This is a genomic window from Polaribacter sp. SA4-12, from assembly GCF_002163675.1.
In the GTDB taxonomy this organism is placed as follows: domain Bacteria; phylum Bacteroidota; class Bacteroidia; order Flavobacteriales; family Flavobacteriaceae; genus Polaribacter.
On the sequence record NZ_CP019334.1, the window covers coordinates 422,134 to 443,176 of the forward strand.

Below are 21,043 nucleotides of genomic sequence, written 5' to 3' on the forward strand. Positions count from 1 at the left end.
AATATTATACAAAATTAAATCTAACCAAACCATCTTCATCAATTTCAGTAAGCGTAATTGTGTGTAATGTATTTACTAATTCAGGATTCCAAGGTGTTTTTACTTTTACATAATTTTCTGTAAATCCATTTATAAAACCTTCTTTGTTTTCATTTTCAAACAAAACGGTTAAAGTATTATCTAATTGGCTTTCATAAAAAGAACGTCTTTTCTTTGCGGATAAACCTCGTAACATTTTACTACGTTTTGCACGTACTTTTTTAGGTATAACTCCATCAAAATCTACAGCTTCAGTATTTGGTCTTTCAGAATAAGTGAAAACATGTAAATATGAAATGTCCATTTCGTTTAAATAGTTGTACGTTTCTAAGAATAATTCATCGGTTTCACCAGGAAAACCAACAATTACATCTACACCAATACAAGCATTTGGCATTACTTCTTTTATTCTAGTAACCCTATTTGTATAAGTATTAGTTAAATATCTACGTTTCATCTTCTTTAGCAATTCATCACTACCAGATTGTAGAGGAATGTGAAAATGAGGAACAAACGAACTTGATTTTGATACAAAATCAATAGTTTCATCCTTTAATAAATTTGGTTCTATTGATGAAATTCGTAAACGATGAATACCATCAACTTTATCTAATTCTTTAACTAATTCTAAAAAGGTATGTTCGTGTTTTTTATTTCCAAATTCACCTTTACCATAATCACCAATATTAACACCTGTTAATACAATTTCTTTTATTCCTTTTGATGAAATTTGTTTAGCATTCTCAATAACGTTTTCTAAAGTATCACTTCTAGAAATTCCACGTGCTAAAGGAATTGTACAATATGTACATTTATAATCGCAACCATCTTGTACTTTTAAAAATGCACGAGTTCTATCGCCAATAGAATAAGATCCTACATAAAAATCGGCATCAGAAATTTCACATGAATGGACTTCTCCAACATTATTTTTAGTTAAGTCGTTAATATAGCTTGTAACATTAAATTTTTCAGTTGCTCCTAAAACTAAATCTACACCATCAACATTTGCTAATTCCTCAGGTTTTAATTGTGCGTAACAACCTATTGCTATTAAAAAAGCATCTTCATTTTTCTTTAAAGCATTTTTAACAATGGATTTAAAGCGTTTATCAGCATTGTCTGTAACAGAACATGTGTTTATTACATAGACATCTGCATTTTCTTCAAAATCCACACGCTCAAAACCTTCACCCGTAAAATTACGAGCAATCGTTGATGTTTCTGAAAAATTCAGCTTACATCCTAAAGTATAAAAAGCTACTTTTTTTTCTGCATTCATTCTTGTACATTTAAGGATTGCAAATTTACAATTTTATTGATGATTTTTGAAACCGAAAGATTACTAATTAGAAAACTAGTTTTAGATGATTTACAACCTTTTCATGAGCTTGAAAGTAATCCGTTAGTTTTAAAATACGCAACAGGAGAACCGAAAGATTTTGATGAAAATAGAAATGAACTAATCGAATTAATTTCTAAATATAAGCAACCAAAAAATGATTTTTGGATTTATGCTATTGAAAGAAAAATAGATAGGTGTTTTATAGGTACAGTTGCTTTAGTAAAAGATAATATAGATGATGAAATTGGGTATCGTCTTTTAGAAAAATATTGGAAACTAGGTTATGGCTCTGAGGTATGTAAAGGTTTAATTTCTTATTGCAAGAAAATAGGAATGAAAAAAATTATTGGTTATGTTGTTGATGAAAATAGAGCCTCAGCAAAAATATTAGTGAATAATAATTTTGAAATTGTCAAGAAATTTATAAGTGATGATATAAAATTACCAGAAACTAAATATGAGTTAGAATTATAGATACAATAGTTAGTTTGTAAATAAAAAGTTAAAATAATTTCCCTTTAATTTTTGCTTTTAATTTTTCTGATACGTTCGTAGGAAAAGGTTTGTCTCCATGTAAAATATCTACCATTAAATCACTAAACCTTTGTCCGTGTTTTTTAAGTAAATAATTTCTTGCAGGATTATTATGATAAAAGAATTTAGACAAAGTAACACCAGATTGTAATTCTGGTAATAATTTTATATTTAACTTTTCAATATATAATTTTTCAGCAAGCTCTTTATTCAAATTACTTTCAATAATTGCTTCAGCCACATATTTTCCACTTAAAATTGCATTAGAAATTCCTTCTGCAGTTATTGGTTCTGCAAAACCTGCGGCATCACCAATTAAAAAAACATTGTTTTTTATAAAACCATCAGTTCTTGGTGCAATAGGAATTTGAAATCCATGTGCATCTTCTTTTATAATGTTTTTAATGCCAAGTGTTTGCAAATATTTTTTGTAATACTCTTTAAGGTTTATTTTTCCTTTTTTAGTAGTTAAAACTCCTAATGATAAATGATTTTTCTTTGGAAAACTCCAAGCATAACCAAATGGAACAGCATCAATATCAAAACGAACACTTGTAGATAATCTTTTAAAGTCTTCTTCAGAAACTTCAACTTCATATTCTAAAGCTGGTATTAATTTTCTAGTATCTTCTTTCCAACCAGCCATTTTTGCAGTCGGACTAAGAACGCCATCTGCTGCAATTACAAAATTTGCAGAAATTTCACCTTGAGAAGTATTTAATATTGACTTATCGTTTAAAAATTCAATACTTTTTAAAGTATGATTTTCTAATAATGTTACTCCAAATTCTTTTGCTTTTTCTACAATTAAGTTATCAAAAGCATCTCTCATAATCATTGTAATGATTGGCTTTTCTTTAGCAGATTGGTAAAATATTTTACCATTATTAAAGTAACTATCAACTGCAAAAAATTCACGTTCAATTACTGCATCAATTTCGAAAGGCATATTTTTCCTTCCTCTATTTACAAAACCACCGCCACAAGTTTTATAACGAGGTAATGCTTCTTTTTCTATGATAACTGTAGAAATCCCTTGTTTTCCTAAGTAAAATGCTGTGGAAGCTCCAGAAGGTCCACTACCAATTATTGCTACATCAAAATGTTTCATAGATTAAAAAGTATAATGTTTATTGCGAATATAAAGAAACTTACCAGTTTATTCTTGCTAGAATAGGGTAGTGGTCTGAATATTTTTCAGAAAAAGTATTGAATTGATTTATGTTAGCATTTTCATCAGAAAAAATAAAATCTATTCTCATAGGGAATGGATATTTAAAAGTTTTACCAAAACCTTTTCCAGCTTCTATAAAAGCATCTTTTTTGTTTTTTGATACTTGGTTATAAACCCAAGAATAAGCCGTGTTATTAAAATCTCCACAAACTATTTTTTTTCCTTTCCAATTCTTCTCATGGGTCAAAAATAATTCAGTTTGTTCTGCTTGTTGCTTAAATCGATCTTTTAGTGTTTTTATTAATTTCTCTGAATTTTCTTGTCCAAAATTTTCTTTATCAGGAGAAATACTAAGTGATTGTAAGTGTAAATTATAAACTCTAATTGTATCTTTTTTTCTAATAATATCAGCAAAAATAATATTGTTAGACGTGTTTTTTAATTTTAAAGAACCTTGATTAATGATTGGTAGTTTTGAGTAAATAGCCATTCCAAAACGTCCTCTAGCATATTTTTTTTCGATGTATTTGTATGGAAAGTCAAGTACATATTTTGGAAGTGACATGTTTTCTTGAATTGTTAAAACATCAGGATCGTTATCTTTTATAAAAGAGATAATTTTTTCTTCTATACCTTCTTCATTCAACCAATTCCAATGATTAAATGTTCTAACATTATAACTCATCACTTTTAAATCGGTGTTTAAAGGAGTGTTTTTCTTTGATAATTTATAGAAAGGAGTTACTGTAAACCAACCAATTAATAAGATAAGACTAGATAATATTAATTGCTTCTTTAATTTAATTAACCAATAAATAACAAAAGCTAAATTGATTAATAATAGTATAGGAACAAAAAGACTTAAAATTGCAAAAAGTGGAATTGTCTTTGGTGATACGTAAGGTAATAAATAAGACAACAGTAATAATGTTGCAAATAAAGAATTTAAAAAGTAGAGTAGTTTATCAATGGGGGATAATTTTTTCATACTATTTTCTACCTTGTTTAAATAAAAACTCTTTTTCAGCTTTGGTTAATGTATCATAACCAGATTTACTTATTTTATCTAAAATTCCATCTATTTGTTGTTGGTTTAAAGAACTATTTTGAACAGGCTTTTTTGCTCTTTTAGGTGATTTATAAACAGTTTTAAAAGGTTTCTTTTTTGATGTAAACAACGATGTAATCTTATCCCAAATTTTTAAATCTTTATTCGTTGCTTTATTTACATATAAAAAACCAAATAAAGCGCCTCCTAAATGTGCAAAATGTCCACCTGCATTTCCTCCAGATAAAGCTAAAACATCTAAACCTACCCAAATTGCAGCTAGATGCCATAATTTAACAAAACCAATAAAACGTAATTTTAATTCATAATTTGGTATGTAGGTTGTTAAGCCAATAAAAATTGCAGAAATTCCTGCAGAAGCTCCAACTAAAACAGCTGATTGTCCTTCAAATAAAGGAAAATAATTCATACTTAATAGAAATAAAATCCCACCAAAAAGTGTTCCTAAGACATAAAAAGTCAGCAATTTTTTTTGAGTAAAATATTCAATAAATAGGTTACCTATAAAATATAAGGTTATTAAGTTTAGTAGAATATGTAAAAAGTCTGCATGTAAAAAGCCATAGGAAATAATTGTCCAAGGTTTAGAAAGTAATGAAGAAAAACTATTGTCTAAAGAAAACCATTCTACAATAAAATTCATTTCTCCTTTATATAAATCTTGGAACACAGATGTAAATAAGGTAAAAATAAATATTGCCAGATTTACGTAGATTAATTTTTCTACAATAGTTCCGCTTTTATAACTTGATTTTATTTTATCTATAATACTCATTAATGTATTTTAAATTGATTTCTTTTCCAATACCAAGCTATTAAAAAACCTATTAATGCACCACCAACGTGTGCAAAATGGGCAATATTTCCAATTGAATATTTTGTCATTCCGAAGAATAAATCTCCTAAAATAATTACTGGTATAAAATATTTTGCAGCTATTGGAACAGGGAAAAATATCAACGCTAATTTTGCATCTTTAAAATACATTCCAAAAGCAACTAAAACTCCATAAACTGCTCCTGAAGCTCCAACTGCAGGTGTGTGATATAAATTATAGAATTTAATCATTTCTTCATTCGTTAGTGCAATTCTTGAGTCATTATAGCTCCCAGCATCTAAAATACTTTGAATATCACCAGCAGAAAGTCCAAAATTCATTAATTGTTCATAAATGCCATTAAATTGATAATAATTAGCCAAAGTATAAATTAAACCAGCTCCTAATCCTGCAGAAAAATAGAAGAATATAAACTTTTTCTTTCCCCACATTTGTTCTAAGGGAGTTCCAAAAGCCCATAAACCATACATATTAAATAAGATATGACTAAAACTACCATGCATAAACATGTGCGTTATATATTGCCAAATCCCAAAATGTTCGTTTTTAGGATAATGTAAAGCCAAAATATTTGTAAAATCTAATTTTAAAAGTTGTGGAGCAACAAATAAAATTACATTAATAATGATTAAATGCTTTATAGCATCTGTAAGTTTATTATTCATTTTTAACTATTAAATAGATTATCTATTTCGTTTAATGTTAGTGTTTTAAAGGTTGGTTTTCCAAAAGGAGAAGTCGTAGGTTCTTTACATGAAAATAAATCATTTACTAAACCTTCTTGTTCTCTTTCAGAGAGTTGTGTACCTGTTTTTATTGATAATGTTCTTGCAAAAGACTTCGCCATTACATCAAAATGACTAAAACTTGCACCTGGCACTTCTAAATCTATATCACTTAATAACTCTTCTAATATAATGGTTATTTTACTTTCTGTAACAGATACCGGTATTCCTTTTATAGTAACACTGTCTTTTGTAAATTCATCAAAAGAAAAACCTGCATTTTCTAATTCGGTTTTAATCGTATAAATCATTTCTATTTCTGCGGATGAAAAAGAGATTTTAACCGGAAATAATAATTGCTGACTATTTGCTTCTTTAACAGTAATACTTTCTAAAAATTCTTCATATAAAATTCGTTGATGCGCCAATGACTGATTGATTAAAACGACACCAGATTTTATAGAACTTAGTAAATATTTACGCTGAATTTGAAACGTTTTTTGTGTTTTTATTTCTTGTTGATTGTCAAATAATTCGATCTGTTTTTCTTCATCAGTTACAGCAACAGAAGTATATAAAGATTCCCAACTTTCTGTTTGTTGTTCTCTTCTGTATGGTGTATGAACTTCTTTTTTTGTTTCTTCTTTAAACGGATTAAAATCTGGATCAACAGAGATTTGTGGTGTTTTTGTTGATTTTGTATTCGTGTTTAAATGATAAGGAGTATCTAAGTTAGCATCTCTATTAAAATCTAAAAGAGGTGCAACATTATATTGACCTAAACTGTGTTTTACAGTCGCTCTTAGCATTGCATACAATGCTTTCTCATTATCAAACTTTATTTCCGTTTTTGTAGGATGAATGTTAATGTCAATTGTATTTGCGGGTACTGTTAAATATAAAAAATATGAGGGATGTGAACCTTGTTCTAGCAAACCATCAAATGCATTTACAACAGCATGATTTAAATAAGAACTTTTTATGAAACGATCATTTACAAAAAAGAATTGTTCACCACGTTTTCTTTTAGAAAATTCTGGTTTTGCAACAAAACCCTCAATAAAAACAATATCAGTTTGTTCATTTATAGGAACCAACTTTTCATTCATTTTGGCGCCAAAAATACTTACAATTCGTTTTCTTAAATTACTGCTTTTTAAATGATATACTTCATTATCATTATGATGCATTAAAAAAGCAATTGTTGGATGTGCTAAAGCTACTCTTTGAAATTCATCAACAATATGACGTGTTTCAACAGTATCTGATTTTAAAAAATTTCTTCTTGCTGGAATATTATAAAACAAGTTTTTTACAGCAATACTTGATCCTTTACTCGTAGAAACAAAATCTTGTGAAACAATTTTACTTCCTTCAATTTTTATTGAAGTACCCAATTCTTCGTTTTCTTGCTTTGTTTTTAACTCAACATGAGCAATTGCAGCAATAGACGCTAAAGCTTCTCCTCTAAAACCTTTTGTAGAAAGATTAAATAAATCTTCTGCTTTTTGAATTTTAGAAGTTGCATGACGCTCAAAACACATTCTAGCATCTGTTGCGCTCATACCTTTTCCGTCATCAATAACTTGAATTAACGTTTTACCAGCGTCTTTTAGTAATAATTTTATATTGGTTGCACCAGCATCAATTGCATTTTCTAATAACTCTTTTACAACAGAAGCAGGACGTTGAACGACTTCTCCTGCTGCAATTTGGTTTGCAACATGATCTGGTAATAATTGAATAATATCAGACATTAATTTCCCTTGAAAATAGATAAATCGAAATCTATGATGTACAAAAAGATAAGTACTAAGATTGCGATAATGATAAATAGTGTTTTGTTTACACTTTTATCTGAGTTTTTTAAATCATAAAAAGCATCACTAAACTTCGTTTTTAGCCCTTTATTTTTACCAGTAGTTGATCTAAATTGATCTAATTTGTGCTCAATTTTATAAGGATTTCCATCTCCTTTGTAATAACGAGGTTGGTAATCGAATTTATTATGTGTACGTTTTAAGAATCCCATAGTTTTAGAATTATTGGTTTATAAAGATTTAAAATAAATCAATTACTGTACCAATTATTTTAGACCATTTCTATATTGAAATGACAGTAATAATATACTCTTTTTTACTTTCTTCTTACTTGTAAATAAGAAATTCTAACAAAAGAGTCTGCTTTGATTTACTAACTTAGAAAAGAGAAAAATCATCATTTTCTTTTAAATTAATTTCAAAAGAGAAATTGTATCAGCATTTCAAATTTACAGAATTAAAAGGAATTCTTCAAAAAATGATGTTAAAAGTGTTCTTAAATTTTTAACTAACAAATTGTGTACTAAAAACCAATACTCTCACTTGTAGTATCAATATTTTTAAGTGCCGCCATTTTAATAGCTGCAACAGCACATTCTGTTCCTTTGTTTCCTAACTTACCTCCAGATCTATCTAGAGATTGTTGTTTTGTATTATCTGTTAAAACACAGAAAATTACAGGAACATCGTACTTAATATTTAAATCTACAATACCTTGTGTAACACCTTCGCAAACAAAATCGAAATGTTTTGTTTCTCCTTGAATTACATTTCCAATTGCAATGATTGCATCAACTTGTTGAGATTGAATCATCTTTTTACAACCATAAACCAACTCAAAACTTCCAGGAACATCCCAAGAAACAATGTTTTCTTTCGTTGCGCCACAATCTATTAAAGTTTCAATTGCGCCTTTTTGTAGGTTTTTTGTGATTTCAGGATTCCATTCTGAAACAACAATCCCAAATCGAAAAGATTTCGCATTTGGGATTGTTGCTTTATCGTAATGTGATAAATTAGTAGTAGCCATTTTATTTAGTTTGCAGTATTCAGTAATCAGTATTCAGTCAGCTATAAACTGCTAACTGAAACTGTTTTACTGTTTACTATTTTACAGCATATTTTGCAGCTGCTAAATATTTCTCTATATCTCTACCTTGGTCAGATTTAGAATAGTTTTCTTTAATTTTTGTAAATAATGATTCAGCTTTACTATAATTCTTTAATTCCATTGCAGTTTGTCCTGCTTTGAATAAGAATAATGGCGTTGTAAAATCATTTGTTTTTTTATTTGCTGCTTTTTCATAATAATCTAAAGCATCACTTGATTGATCGATATCTGCAAAAGCATCACCAATTGCACCTAAAGCAACAGGACCTAACATTTCGTCATCAGAATCAAATTTACTTAAATACTCAATTGCTTTTTCGTAATCTTTTAATTGTAAGTAAGAAACACCAGCATAATAATTTGCTAAGTTTCCAGCTTCTGTTCCGCTAAATTTATCAGCAACGTTTAAAAAACCATAATTTCCATCAGCACCTTCTAAACCTAAGTTTAATAAAGAATCTATTCCTGTACCTGCAGTTGCAGCTTCATCAAAATATTTTCTTGGAAAAGCCAATTCATTAGAAGCTTTTACTTCATTTGGTTCAACTATATATTTAGTGTATCCTAAGTATCCTAAAAAGATAACAACAATAGCTATTAAAGCTATAAATAAAGGTTTACTATTTTTCTCAATCCATTGTTCAGATTTAGAAGCAGTTTCATCTAAAGTGTTTAAAACCCCAGCTGTTTCAAATTCTGATTCATCCATTTGGATTTCTTGTTTCTTACCTTCTGCCTTATATTTTTTCTTGTATGTTGCCATCGTTTCATTAAAAATTAGTGGCGACAAAAATAGTTTTTTTAATTGGATTTTAAAAGCGGATAATTCGCTAAATTTTCAATAATTTGCAAAACCTTTTCAATATCAAATTCTATTCATGTATTTACAGAAAATTTCTTTACTTAATTTTAAGAACATTGTGTCTCAATCTTTTGATTTTCAGCAGAAAATAAATTGTTTTGTGGGTGATAATGGCGTTGGTAAAACAAATATTTTAGATGCCATTTATTATTTATCTTTTACAAAAAGTTACTTTAATTCTGTCGCTGTTCAGAATATTAGACATGGAGAAGGGTTTTTTATGGTTGAAGGTGACTATCTTTTAAACGAAAGAAACGAAAAAATTGTTTGCAGTCTTAAAAAAGGACAAAAGAAGGTTTTAAAAAGAAATGGTAAAAGCTACGAGAAGTTTTCTGAACATATTGGTCAATTACCTTTGGTTATTATTTCTCCGGCAGATAGAGATTTAGTTACAGAAGGAAGTGATACAAGAAGAAAGTTTATAGATGGTGTAATCTCTCAACAAAATAAAAGCTACTTAAAAGATTTATTGTCTTATAATAAAGTATTAAGTCAAAGAAATGCTTTGTTAAAGTATTTTGCTGCAAATAGAACTTTTGATGCTTTAAACTTAAGTGTTTATGATGATCAATTATCTGAATATGGAAGTAGAATTTATGAAGTCAGAAAAAGCTTTTTAGAAGATTTTATTCCGATTTTTAATGAGAAATATCAAATAATATCTGGTGATAAAGAACGCGTTAATCTTTTGTATAAAAGTCAGCTACACGATAGTTCTATAAAAGAATTATTGCAAAATTCATTAGTAAAAGATAAGATTATACAGTATACTACATCAGGAATTCATAAAGATGATTTGAGTTTTGAAATAGGAGATTACTCTATTAAGAAGTTTGGATCTCAAGGTCAACAAAAATCATATTTAATTGCTTTAAAACTGGCGCAGTTTGAGTTTATTAAACAACAATCTAATGTGATTCCTATTTTATTGTTAGATGATATTTTTGATAAATTAGATGAAAATAGAGTTTCTCAAATTATAGATTTGGTGAATAATGATGAATTCGGACAAATATTTATAACAGATACGCATTCTGAAAGAACAGAGAATATATTAAAACAAGGAAGTAAAGAATATCAGATTTTTAAGTTATAATGTCATTACGAGGAAGAATGACGAAGTAATCTGCTAATAAATATCCCAATAATCCAAAATAATGTCAAAAAGAGAAAACGATTCCTTTTCAATAGAAGATTTAATGAAGAGTTTTATCAAGGAAAATAACTTGAGTAAAGGAATGCAGAAAATAAAAGCTGAAGAAACTTGGAATAAAATGATGGGACCAGGAGTTGCTACACATACAACTTCTGTAAAACTGCAAAACAAAACATTGGTTGTTAATTTAAATTCTTCTGTTTTACGTGAAGAGTTAAGCTACGGAAAAGAGAAAATTATTAAAATGATGAATGAAGAAATAGGAGAGGACGCTATTTCTAAATTGATGTTGGTGTAATTTTTAAGGGTTCGCTAACGGTTTTTAGTGTTTTTTTTTGAGTGTTTAAGTACTAAATTTAGTAAATAATTACTGACCAAAAAAATCCGTGAGGATTTTGTAAGTAGGCTAGAACCAAACAATATAATATACCAGTTGTTTTGCATTGCCTTTTCTGTTAATATAATTCTATCTGACCATACTCATTAATTTGTTCTATAGTTTCAGATATTATCCAATTATCATTATTGTTAATCTTATTTAGAAATTCAAGACTGTTTTTTTTAAAGTAATAACCATACAATAAAGTACAGAGTTGTTTGATATTTAAATCTATATAATCATCAGTTAGAATGCTTTCAAGAATTTCTCTTTTTGAGTTAACTTTAGAAATGATTGCTTCAATTGATTGACCAATTGTTCCTCTTGAAATATTATCCTCTTCATCTATTTGATTTAGTAATTTAATTACTTGAGATTTATCAAACATCTGTATTTTTTTTAATACAAAGTTTTTAATTTCATTATTTATATGTTCTCCTGTATAAAAAATATCTGGATGCCAAGGAATATGAGATACGTAATAAATTAAATTATATGGAATTTCTATATTTTCAGGATTAAATATGTAATCAATAAATTTTTGCCAAGTTTTTCGTTCATTAACATATCTTCTAAAAAGAACAATACTTCCCAAAGTAAATTCATTTTGATCACTAGATTCAAACAATTCTAAAGTATCGGATAAAGAAATAATTGGAATATTATTTGTCAATTTAGGGATGAATATGTTATTGAAGTTTTCAAAATCAAATTGATTTGCTCGATTTCCTTTAAATTTAATTGTATTAGTTTCTTTGTTGTTTTCTAAATAGTTTTTTATATCAATCCAAAATCCTTTGTTCAAATCTGGAACATAAACTATTCCATAAACAGGTAGCGGATAATTTATCCAATAGCTTCGATGAGAACCAATTTGTATTCTACAATCTCCATTTTTTGAATTATAGTAAGATAAACCAGATTTTATCTGAATTGCTATACTTTTATTTAATGGTTTTTCATCTTTTATAAATTCGATAATTGCATCAATTCCCAAATCATTTTCTTGCTCTATTTTATGAAAAAAACATTCAGAATCCTCTGTGATGGTTTTAATAAAGTTAACTCCTTTTTTTGAAGTTGTATTTGTTTTCGTATTTCTCATTTTCAAATTTGCAATTTTGCTTTTGGGTTGCGCACAACTTTAACACGAATATGTAATGTTTCAATATTTTATATTCGTAGTTAGCGAAGTTCGAGTTTTTTCCTTTTAGAAACAAACTAAATTGTCTATCTATTTTTATAATTTAAAACAAAAAAACTCACAACTTTCGTTGTGAGTTTTAAAACAATATATTTTACTTAAATCCTTAAAATTGCTCTCTACCAGAAAAGTGAAAGTTACCTTCAATTTGAGCATTTTCATCAGAATCAGAACCATGTACTGCATTTTCTCCCATAGAAGTTGCATACATTTTTCTAATAGTACCTTCTGCAGCATCAGCAGGATTTGTAGCACCTATTAAAGTTCTAAAATCTTCTACAGCATTCTCTTTTTCTAAGATTGCAGCTACAATTGGTCCTCTTGTCATGAACTCAACTAATTCACCAAAAAACGGACGCTCATTATGCACAGCATAAAAAGTTTCAGCATCTGCTTTTGTCATTTGTGTTTTCTTTAAAGCTACAATTCTAAACCCTGCAGCGTTAATTTTGTCTAAAATTGCACCAGTGTGTCCGTTTTCTACAGCATCTGGTTTAAGCATTGTAAATGTTCTATTTGTTGCCATGATATTGACTTTTTAATTTTATATTGGTTATTGTGAATGTGTTTCACAAATTTGCCGCGAAATTACATAATTTTTTTAATTAAATTGTATATTCGCAACTTATGATTTTAGAAGGATTTGAAGCGTTGAAAAGCTTTCTTGAAAAACCAAGAAATATTGTAGTTGTTGGACATAGAAATCCTGATGGAGATGCTATGGGTTCTACATTGGCTTTAAAACATTATTTAGATAAAAAAGGTCATAAAGCAATTGTTGTTGTACCAAATGAATATCCAGAATTTTTACATTGGTTGCCAGGTTCTAAAACAACATATCGTTTTGATTGGCAAAATACCCAATCTCAAAAAGCAATTAAAGCATCAGAAATTATTTTTCTATTAGACTTTAATGCATTGCACAGAGTTGGGCATGATATGCAAAAAACATTAGAAAAATATCCGAATGATTTTGCTATGATAGATCATCATCAACAACCAGATGCTGTAAAATATATGTATTCAGATGTTACTATTTGTTCTACTTCTCAAATGGTGTATCAATTCATAGAAATGAACAATGATTTAGATTTGATAGATGCAGATATTGCTACTTGTTTGTATACAGGTATTATGACAGATACAGGTTCTTTTCGATTTAGATCTACAACAAGTACTACGCATAGAATTATAGCATCTTTAATTGATAAAGGTGCCGAAAATGATAAAATTCATAATAATGTATATGATGCAAATTCGTATAATAGATTGTTATTATTAGGACAAGCATTAAGTAATTTACAGATTTTACCGACTTATAATACAGCATATATTACTTTATCAACAGAAGAAAAAAAACGGTTTGATTTTCAAAAAGGAGATACAGAAGGAATTGTAAATTATGCGCTTTCGTTAAAGGGTATCGTTTTTGCTGCTATTTTTATTGAAGATATTGAACAAGGAATTGTAAAAATATCTTTCCGCTCTAAAGGAAACTTCTCAGTAAATCAGTTTTCTAGAAATCATTTTAATGGTGGAGGGCATGATAATGCTGCTGGAGGGAAATCTAATTTATCAATGGCGGAAACGGTAACTGAGTTTGTTACATTATTACCACAATATCAAAAAGAACTAGAAGTATCTTATGAAGATTAAATTTTTAATTTTTACCAGTATCTTGTGTTTTGGTTGCTCAAAAGTTGAACCAAGAAAACCGATTAACCCTAAGCCATCGTCAACTATATTAAAAGAAACGATTGAAGAATCTATAAAGTTGAATAAAATTGAAGACGAAAAAGTTATATTAATTATTAAAATAGATTCTACAAGTAACTACCAAGTTTCTCCTAATGGGTTTTGGTATACATATATCAATAAAATAGAAGAAAATAATCCAACTCCAAAAACAGGAAATATTGTTTCTTTTGAATATAATATTACTGATTTACAGGGAACTGTAATTTATAGTAAAGAAGAATTAGGTTTAAAAGAATACAAAGTAGATAAAGAAGATTTTATAAATGCGCTTCAAACCGGAATAAAGTTGATGAAAGTTGGAGAAACCATTACATTTGTCATTCCATCATACAATGCTTTTGGTATTTCTGGTGATGGAAATAAAATAGGAATGAATCAATCAATAAAAAGTACAGTAACATTAATCAATATAAATAATTAAAAATGAAAGTAATTAAAAGTATTTTATCAATTGCAGTAGTTGCATCAATGTTTTCTTGTGGAAACCAAAAAGCAGATGTTAAATCTTTAGAAACAGAAATAGATTCTGTAAGTTATGCAATTGGTTTAACTATGTCAAGTCAATTAAAACAAGGTTTTGATGAAGTAAATAAAGATATTTTAACACAAGCAATTAAGAACGGTTTAGATTCTACAAATTTATTAATAGAATCTAAAGATGTGCAAAATGTAATTAAAACTTATTTCCAAAAAAAGCAAGCTTCAAAAATGAAAGAGCAGCAAGAAAAAGCAGCTAAAGATGCAGAAGCAAAATTTGGAGAAAATAAAAAAGCTGGTGAAGATTTTTTAGCTGAAAATAAAACAAAAGAAGGTGTTGTAACTACTGCAAGTGGTTTGCAATACATTATTTTAAAAGAAGGTAATGGTGAAAAACCTGCTGATGCAACTGCAAAAGTAAAAGTTCATTATCATGGTACTAATTTAGAAGGTAAAGTTTTTGATAGTTCTGTAGATAGAGGAACTCCTACAGAATTTGGTTTAAACCAAGTAATTAAAGGTTGGACAGAAGGTGTGCAATTAATGCATGTAGGTTCTAAATACAAATTTTTTATTCCTCAAGCATTAGCTTATGGAGCACAACAAAAAGGGGCTGATATTAAGCCGTTTTCTACATTAGTTTTTGAAATTGAATTATTAGAAATTAAAAAATAATATAATTAATGAAGAATCTAAAATACTTAATAGTTATTGTTGTTTTTCTTACAGCCTGTACACCAGATAAGTACAAAGGTTTAGAAGACGGAGTTTATGCTGAAATCTTAACAAATAAAGGAGAGGTTTTATTAGAGTTGTATGCAGAAAATGTGCCTATGACAGTAGCTAACTTCGTTTCTCTTGCAGAAGGAACAAATAGCCAGTTGTTAGATTCTTTAAAAGGTAAAAAATTCTATGAAGGAGTAATTTTTCATAGAGTTGTTCCTAATTTTGTAATACAAGGTGGTGGTTTTACCCCAGAAGGAAGAAAAAACGCAGGTTATGTTTTTGGTGATGAATTTCCAAAGAGTGAAGATGGAGATTTAATGTACAGACATAATGATGCAGGTATTCTTTCTATGGCAAATGGAGGGCCTACTACTAACAATAGTCAGTTTTTTATTACACATAAACCGATTCCTCATTTAGATGGTAAACATTCAGTTTTTGGTAAAACAATAATTAATTCAATTCAGTTAAAAGAATTGAAAAGTAAAATTAAAGATTCTTTACAATTAAAGAAATCGATAGATTCTACTAGAGTGGCTGTTGTAAATAGTATTGTGCAAAATGATACTATTTTGTCTGTAAAAATCATAAAATTAGGAGCTAAGGCAGAAAGTTTTAATGCTGCCGAAGTTTTTGATACTGAATTTAGCAAGTTTGCAACTTCAGAAGAAGATCGTAAAAAAGCTGAAGAAGAAACAGAAAAAGCGAGATATGCTAATTATTTAGTTGAGAAGGAAAAATTTTCAGCTAAAATGAATGAGACAGAAGCAGTAAAAACATCTTCTGGACTTAGAATTTTAAAGTTAAAGAAAACTTCAGGAAAAAAAATAGTTGATACGAAACCATTAACTATAAATTACACGTTGTATACTGCGGATGGTAAAAAGATTCAATCTACTTCAGATTCAAATGGAAAACCTTTTATTTGCCAGTTAAATGATCAACAAAGACCAATGATTGCGGGTTTTAAAGAAGGAGTTTTAACAATGAGAGAAGGAGAGAAGGTACGTTTATTTATTCCTTACTATTTAGGTTATGGTGAGGCAAAATACGGACCTTTCCCTGCGAAATCTGATTTAGTATTTGAAATTGAAGTTTTAAAAATAGGTAAATAGTTTGTTAGAAGATATTATACAAGGTGATAAAAATCTATTAATTTTCCTAAATATTTTAGGAAGTGAACAATGGGATCCATTTTGGTTGGCAATAACCAATCAACTTTCTTGGAGTCCATTGTTTATTTTTATTTTCTACTTAACAATTAATGCTTTTGGTTGGAAACGTGGTGGAGTTATGATTCTATCGATGATTCTATTGGTTGCATTTTCAGATCAATTTACAAACCTTATTAAGAACTCTGTAGAACGTTTACGACCTAACAATGATCCAGCAATTAAACATTTATTAAGAACTCTAATTAAACCTCAGAGTTATAGTTTTATGTCTGGTCATGCAACAACATCAACTTTTTTCTCTGTTTTTGTTGTTTTGCTTTTAAGAGATAAATATAAATATATTTATTTTATATTATTTTGGCCATTAATTTTTGCTTATAGTAGGTTGTATTTAGGTGTCCATTTTCCTATTGATATTACTGTAGGAATTATAATCGGTGTTACTTTCGCAAATATTTACTATTTCTTTTTTAAGAAAATTGATAAGAAGCTTTTTACTTAATTTTTTTATCGATTAGTATATTAATAAAACATTCAAGTCTATAAATAATAAAGCTCCATCTGAATAAGATGGAGCTTTTTATTTATAAAATTAAGAGTATGATTATTTTTTTACGAACTTTTTAATCATTTTTTCTTCACCATCATTAATTTCGATGATATAAATTCCTTTCGTTAAAGAATTTACTTTAATCGTATTATTAGTAAGTTTTCCTTGCTTAACAATCTGACCTAAAGTATTACTGATTGAAAAAGAGATGTTTTCAGAATCTGTATTTTCTATTCTAATGTTTACAAAATTTCCAGAAACAGGATTTGGATATAACATAAAATCATCTTCAAAACTAAATGCTGTAGTATCTAAACTTTTAATAAAAGTTGTAGAATTAGTAGCTGTTTTTTTAGAAGATTTTGCAGAACTAGTACCAGTTTTACCAGTGATAATTACTTGATCAATATAAATATGATCTGCATTTGCACTTGCATCATTTTGGAATCTAAACTGTGCATTATTTACCAAGTTATAGTTTGATGCATCTAAAATTACAATGGCAGAATAAAAGTTATTGTTTTCAAAATCAGTACCTCTTGCATACGTTGCAACAGTTGTCCAAGAACTTCCATTATAATAACGCAACCAGAAGTCTTCATTGTTTTCCATACTATAAGAATAGAATTGAAATTCAACTTCTACAGTATCATAAGAAGATAAATCATAACTTTCTGATGTCATTGCAGAAACTGTACCTGAGTTATCTCTAATTCTGATTGAACTGTTTCCTTCAAAAGAACGAGAACCAGAATAGCGATAACAATCACTTCCTCCATCTGTCCAATTATCCCAACCAGATTCAAAATAAGATTCAGAAATTATTGTTGATGTATTTGTTGGTTGTGCTAAAGTTGAAACAGAAACTGAATTGCTTTCAGCAGTATTTCCTGCAGCATCTTTTGCTACAATAGAAAAATTATATATAGTATTTTCTGTTAAACCTATCACTGAAAAACTAGTATTTGAAACAGTACCAATTATTGAAGCTCCATTTAAAACATCATAACTAATAACAGCAACGTTATCAGTTGATGCAGCCCAAGTTAAATCTAAAGAGGTTTGTGTAATGTTAGTTGCAACTATTCCATTAGGAACAGAAGGGTTTGTTAAATCTACTGTTGTAACATTTACATTATTACTAGAAGTTGATATATTACCAGCTTCATCTTTTGCAAAAACAGAAAAACTATATGACGTTGCAACTTGTAAATTAGTTACACTATAGTTATTGTTAACAGTACTACCAATTAAATTTATTCCATTATAAACATCATAACCATTAACAGCTGTATCGTCAGTAGAAAGTGACCAAGCTAAATTAACTGAAGTTTCAGTAATATTAGAAGCAATTAAATTTGTTGGAGCAGAAGGTGCAGTTGTGTCTGATGTTGTGCCACCGTCAATAATATGATTTCCAAGTCCACTAAAAGTATCTTGTGCTAATGAATTCCATTCAGAAATAGTATAAGAAGAATTCGGATTAGTAATAGATGATTTTCTTTGTAATGTTACATTTTGAGCAAAATTAGCACTACTTGAAGCATTACCAATTAAATCTATTAAAACATCATTTTTAAATAAACCAACAGCGTCATTTCCGTTAAAAGACATCACTGAACTATCTGTTAAATTTGCAATATTTAAAATAGTAGAAGTTGCGCTACTGTTTGCTATAACAAATACTTGTCCGTTTGCTAAATTTCCACTTAAATTAAGAACACTAGAAAAAGATCCAGAACCATTTGTAGCTTTCTTTAAAGAATAAGAAGATAAATCTACTGTATTTCCTGTAAAGTTTGCAATTTCTAAAGCTTTATTGTTTGATGAACCTTCAACATATTCAGAAATTAATAACTCTGATGTTGTTCCGTTTGTTGGAGCAGATTCTGTAGTAACAATTACAATATTACTTTCATTAGAAATGTTTCCTGCAGCATCTTTTGCTTTTACTGAAAAGTTATAAGATGTTTCTGAAGTTAAGCCTGAAACAGAATAATTTGTTGAAGAAACGGATGCAATAAGTATTGTATTTTGATAAACTTCATAACCAGTAACAGCAACATTATCTGTTGAAGCATTCCAATTTAAATCTACTGAAGTTTGCGAACTATTAGATGAAGTTAAACTCGTTGGAGCAGTTGGTGCAGTAGTATCAGGAACTGGTAATGTTGTTATAAAAACAGTATTACTTGCTGATGAAATATTTGCTGCAGCATCAAAAGCAGTAACAGAAAAGTTATATGAAGTATCTTCTGATAAACCCGTTACTGAATATGAGTTACTTGTAACAGTTGTTATTTTTGTTCCGTTTTGATAAACATCATAACCTGTAACTGCTGTATCATCTGTTGATGCAGACCAATTTAAATTTAATGTTGTTTGAGTAATATTAGAAGCTACTAAATTCGTTGGAGAAGTAGGAGGAGTGGTATCACTTGTAGATCCTCCATCTATAGAATGATTTCCTAAACCACTAAATGTATCTGTAGCTAAAGAATTCCATTCTGCAACTGTATAAGATGCGTTTGGATTTGTAACTGATGATTTTCTTTGTAAAGTTACATTTTGAGCAAAATTAGCACTGCTTGAAGCATTACCAATTAAATCAATTAGAGCATCATTTTTAAATAAACCAATAGCATCATTTCCGTTAAAAGACATCACTGAACTATCTGTTAAATTAGCAATGTTTAAAATAGTAGAAGTTGCGCTACTGTGTGCAATAACAAAAACTTGTCCGTTTGCTAAAGTCCCACTTAATGTTAAAGTACTAGAAAAAGAACCACCACCGTTTGTAGCTTTTTTTAGAGAATACGATGATAAATCTACAGAAGCACCTGTAAAGTTTGCGATTTCTAATGCTTTATTATTTGAAGAACCTTCTATGTATTCAGAAATTAATAGTTCTGTTGTAGTTCCGTTTCCTGTTCCTCCAGAAGTTGTTGTTACGGAAACTGTATTACTATTAGAAGAAGTATTTGAAGCGGAATCAAATGCTTTTACAGAAAAAGAATAAGAAGTTCCAGCAGTTAATCCTGTAACAGTATAATTTGTATTAGATGTTGTACCAACTTGAGTTGTTCCGTTAAAAATACTATAACCACTAACAGCAGTATTGTCTGTTGATGCATTCCAAGATAGGTTAACAGAGTTTTGAGTAGTATTAGAAGCTACTAAATTTGTTGGAGTTGTAGGTGCTTCAGTATCAATTGTTCCAGAACCATTTCCAAATTTATCCTCAGCTTGTTTACCTCCCCAAATTTGAGTTGCAAAAGCAGGATTATCTATAAAAGGATTTCTATTTCCTTGAATACCTTCTAGAATAGGATTACGTTGCATTTCGAAATTAGAAACAGGATCTTCTGCATTCCAATCTAAAAATAAAGTTATCATATTTGCATCAGCAGCAGTTGTAGAACCAATTCCAACACCATTTGGTAAACATTGATTTCCGTATCTTAAATACATATACATCATCATACGAGCAACATCTCCTTTCCATTCATCACCAGGATACCATCCACCAGAAACATCACCTGCATTACCAGAACCAGCAGCAAACCTTTTGCTACTTCTTTGTCCGTTAAATGAAATGTCTGAAGCTCTTAAATGATGTGCATCTGCACCAGGACCAGAAGTTCCTAAATTAGGGTTTCCTAAAGATTTTGGATACGTATGTTCTCTGTTCCATTGTGTCCCAGAAGTTCCACCGTTTAAATCTTTGCTTCTTGATCTATCTGTTACATAGTTTCCATCTGAATCACTATATCCGTAGATTAATAACACTTTTGTATTATCATTTGGGTCTAAATCAGTTTGTTTTAAAGCATCCCAAACACCAGGTGTATAAGATAAGTTTGTAGTATGAGTACTAATAATTTTTGATGCCAACTCATCTTTAAGAGTCGTACCATTTAAGGTTAAATTCACATCATTGTAATAAGATGGGATTTGTGAAAATGCCGAATATGAAATAATCAGCAATGTAATGAGTAATAATTTTTTCATAATTTAAGTATTAAGGGTTTTGTTTGTTGATACTGCAAAATAATTAAAAAATGGATGCGATTTTATCACTTAAAAGTGAATTGTTAATTA

Annotated in this window: 20 protein-coding genes; 8 read left to right on the top strand and 12 right to left on the bottom strand. The window is 28.8% G+C overall.

Going from position 1 to position 21,043, the window contains the following annotated elements:
• Positions 1-4: 4 nt before the first annotated feature.
• On the bottom strand, positions 5-1,321 hold the full coding sequence (mtaB, locus tag BTO07_RS01915; protein WP_087519619.1) for a tRNA (N(6)-L-threonylcarbamoyladenosine(37)-C(2))-methylthiotransferase MtaB: 1,317 nt from the start codon (positions 1,319-1,321) through the stop codon (positions 5-7).
• A gap of 39 nt (positions 1,322-1,360) precedes the next feature.
• Between mtaB and BTO07_RS01920 the strand changes: the two genes are divergently transcribed.
• Positions 1,361-1,858, top strand: coding sequence for a GNAT family N-acetyltransferase (locus BTO07_RS01920; protein ID WP_087519620.1), 498 nt, complete (start codon positions 1,361-1,363; stop codon positions 1,856-1,858).
• 28 nt (positions 1,859-1,886) lie between these two features.
• On the opposite strand, the gene BTO07_RS01925 is transcribed toward BTO07_RS01920, so the two are convergent.
• From BTO07_RS01925 to BTO07_RS01960, 8 genes are all read right to left on the bottom strand, one after another.
• A complete protein-coding gene (locus tag BTO07_RS01925) occupies positions 1,887-3,029 on the bottom strand; it encodes a geranylgeranyl reductase family protein (protein ID WP_087519621.1) in 1,143 nt (380 codons plus the stop codon).
• Positions 3,030-3,069: 40 nt separating this feature from the next.
• A complete protein-coding gene (locus tag BTO07_RS01930; RefSeq protein ID WP_087519622.1) occupies positions 3,070-4,080 on the bottom strand; it encodes an endonuclease/exonuclease/phosphatase family protein in 1,011 nt (336 codons plus the stop codon).
• 1 nt (position 4,081) lies between these two features.
• The gene (locus tag BTO07_RS01935) at positions 4,082-4,936 is read right to left on the bottom strand and encodes a rhomboid family protein (RefSeq protein ID WP_087519623.1); all 855 of its coding nucleotides are present in this window, start codon (positions 4,934-4,936) and stop codon (positions 4,082-4,084) included.
• Positions 4,936-5,664, bottom strand: coding sequence for a rhomboid family intramembrane serine protease (locus BTO07_RS01940; protein WP_087519624.1), 729 nt, complete (start codon positions 5,662-5,664; stop codon positions 4,936-4,938). Before BTO07_RS01940 ends, BTO07_RS01935 begins: the two co-directional genes overlap by 1 nt.
• Before the next feature lie 2 nt (positions 5,665-5,666).
• The gene (gene mutL, locus BTO07_RS01945; protein ID WP_087519625.1) at positions 5,667-7,481 is read right to left on the bottom strand and encodes a DNA mismatch repair endonuclease MutL; all 1,815 of its coding nucleotides are present in this window, start codon (positions 7,479-7,481) and stop codon (positions 5,667-5,669) included.
• Positions 7,481-7,756, bottom strand: coding sequence for a riboflavin synthase subunit beta (locus BTO07_RS01950; RefSeq protein ID WP_087519626.1), 276 nt, complete (start codon positions 7,754-7,756; stop codon positions 7,481-7,483). The genes mutL and BTO07_RS01950 overlap by 1 nt, the downstream gene beginning before the upstream one ends.
• A 311-nt stretch (positions 7,757-8,067) precedes the next feature.
• A complete protein-coding gene (gene ribH / locus BTO07_RS01955) occupies positions 8,068-8,574 on the bottom strand; it encodes a 6,7-dimethyl-8-ribityllumazine synthase (protein WP_087519627.1) in 507 nt (168 codons plus the stop codon).
• Between the two features lie 76 nt (positions 8,575-8,650).
• Positions 8,651-9,445: a tetratricopeptide repeat protein gene (locus tag BTO07_RS01960; protein WP_232457071.1), complete on the bottom strand. Its 795-nt coding sequence runs from the start codon at positions 9,443-9,445 to the stop codon at positions 8,651-8,653.
• Between the two features lie 88 nt (positions 9,446-9,533).
• Between BTO07_RS01960 and recF the strand changes: the two genes are divergently transcribed.
• Together recF and BTO07_RS01970 are read left to right on the top strand one after the other, a co-directional pair.
• Entirely contained in the window at positions 9,534-10,613 is a 1,080-nt protein-coding gene (gene recF / locus BTO07_RS01965; protein WP_087519629.1) for a DNA replication/repair protein RecF, read from the top strand.
• Positions 10,614-10,674: 61 nt separating this feature from the next.
• Positions 10,675-10,971, top strand: coding sequence for a DUF721 domain-containing protein (locus BTO07_RS01970; protein ID WP_087519630.1), 297 nt, complete (start codon positions 10,675-10,677; stop codon positions 10,969-10,971).
• A 157-nt stretch (positions 10,972-11,128) separates the two neighbouring features.
• Here the strand turns inward: BTO07_RS01970 and BTO07_RS01975 are convergent, their stop codons facing one another.
• Positions 11,129-12,157, bottom strand: coding sequence for a DUF4365 domain-containing protein (locus BTO07_RS01975; RefSeq protein WP_087519631.1), 1,029 nt, complete (start codon positions 12,155-12,157; stop codon positions 11,129-11,131).
• Between the two features lie 205 nt (positions 12,158-12,362).
• On the bottom strand, positions 12,363-12,782 hold the full coding sequence (locus BTO07_RS01980) for a nucleoside-diphosphate kinase (protein ID WP_087519632.1): 420 nt from the start codon (positions 12,780-12,782) through the stop codon (positions 12,363-12,365).
• Between the two features lie 101 nt (positions 12,783-12,883).
• On the opposite strand from BTO07_RS01980, the gene BTO07_RS01985 reads away from it, so the two are divergent.
• Genes BTO07_RS01985 through BTO07_RS02005 form a run of 5 tightly spaced genes read left to right on the top strand, consistent with a single transcriptional unit; the run spans position 12,884 to position 16,894 of the window.
• Positions 12,884-13,912, top strand: a complete 1,029-nt coding sequence (locus BTO07_RS01985; RefSeq protein ID WP_087519633.1) for a DHH family phosphoesterase — start codon at positions 12,884-12,886, stop codon at positions 13,910-13,912.
• Positions 13,902-14,435: a gliding motility-associated peptidyl-prolyl isomerase GldI gene (gldI, locus tag BTO07_RS01990; protein WP_087519634.1), complete on the top strand. Its 534-nt coding sequence runs from the start codon at positions 13,902-13,904 to the stop codon at positions 14,433-14,435. The genes BTO07_RS01985 and gldI overlap by 11 nt, the downstream gene beginning before the upstream one ends.
• Positions 14,436-14,437: 2 nt before the next feature.
• Positions 14,438-15,166: an FKBP-type peptidyl-prolyl cis-trans isomerase gene (locus tag BTO07_RS01995; protein ID WP_087519635.1), complete on the top strand. Its 729-nt coding sequence runs from the start codon at positions 14,438-14,440 to the stop codon at positions 15,164-15,166.
• Between the two features lie 8 nt (positions 15,167-15,174).
• The gene (locus tag BTO07_RS02000; protein ID WP_087519636.1) at positions 15,175-16,332 is read left to right on the top strand and encodes a peptidylprolyl isomerase; all 1,158 of its coding nucleotides are present in this window, start codon (positions 15,175-15,177) and stop codon (positions 16,330-16,332) included.
• Between the two features lies 1 nt (position 16,333).
• Positions 16,334-16,894, top strand: a complete 561-nt coding sequence (locus tag BTO07_RS02005; RefSeq protein ID WP_087519637.1) for a phosphatase PAP2 family protein — start codon at positions 16,334-16,336, stop codon at positions 16,892-16,894.
• Positions 16,895-16,996: 102 nt separating this feature from the next.
• Here the strand turns inward: BTO07_RS02005 and BTO07_RS02010 are convergent, their stop codons facing one another.
• Positions 16,997-20,953: a fibronectin type III domain-containing protein gene (locus BTO07_RS02010; RefSeq protein WP_087519638.1), complete on the bottom strand. Its 3,957-nt coding sequence runs from the start codon at positions 20,951-20,953 to the stop codon at positions 16,997-16,999.
• Between the last annotated feature and the right edge of the window lie 90 nt (positions 20,954-21,043).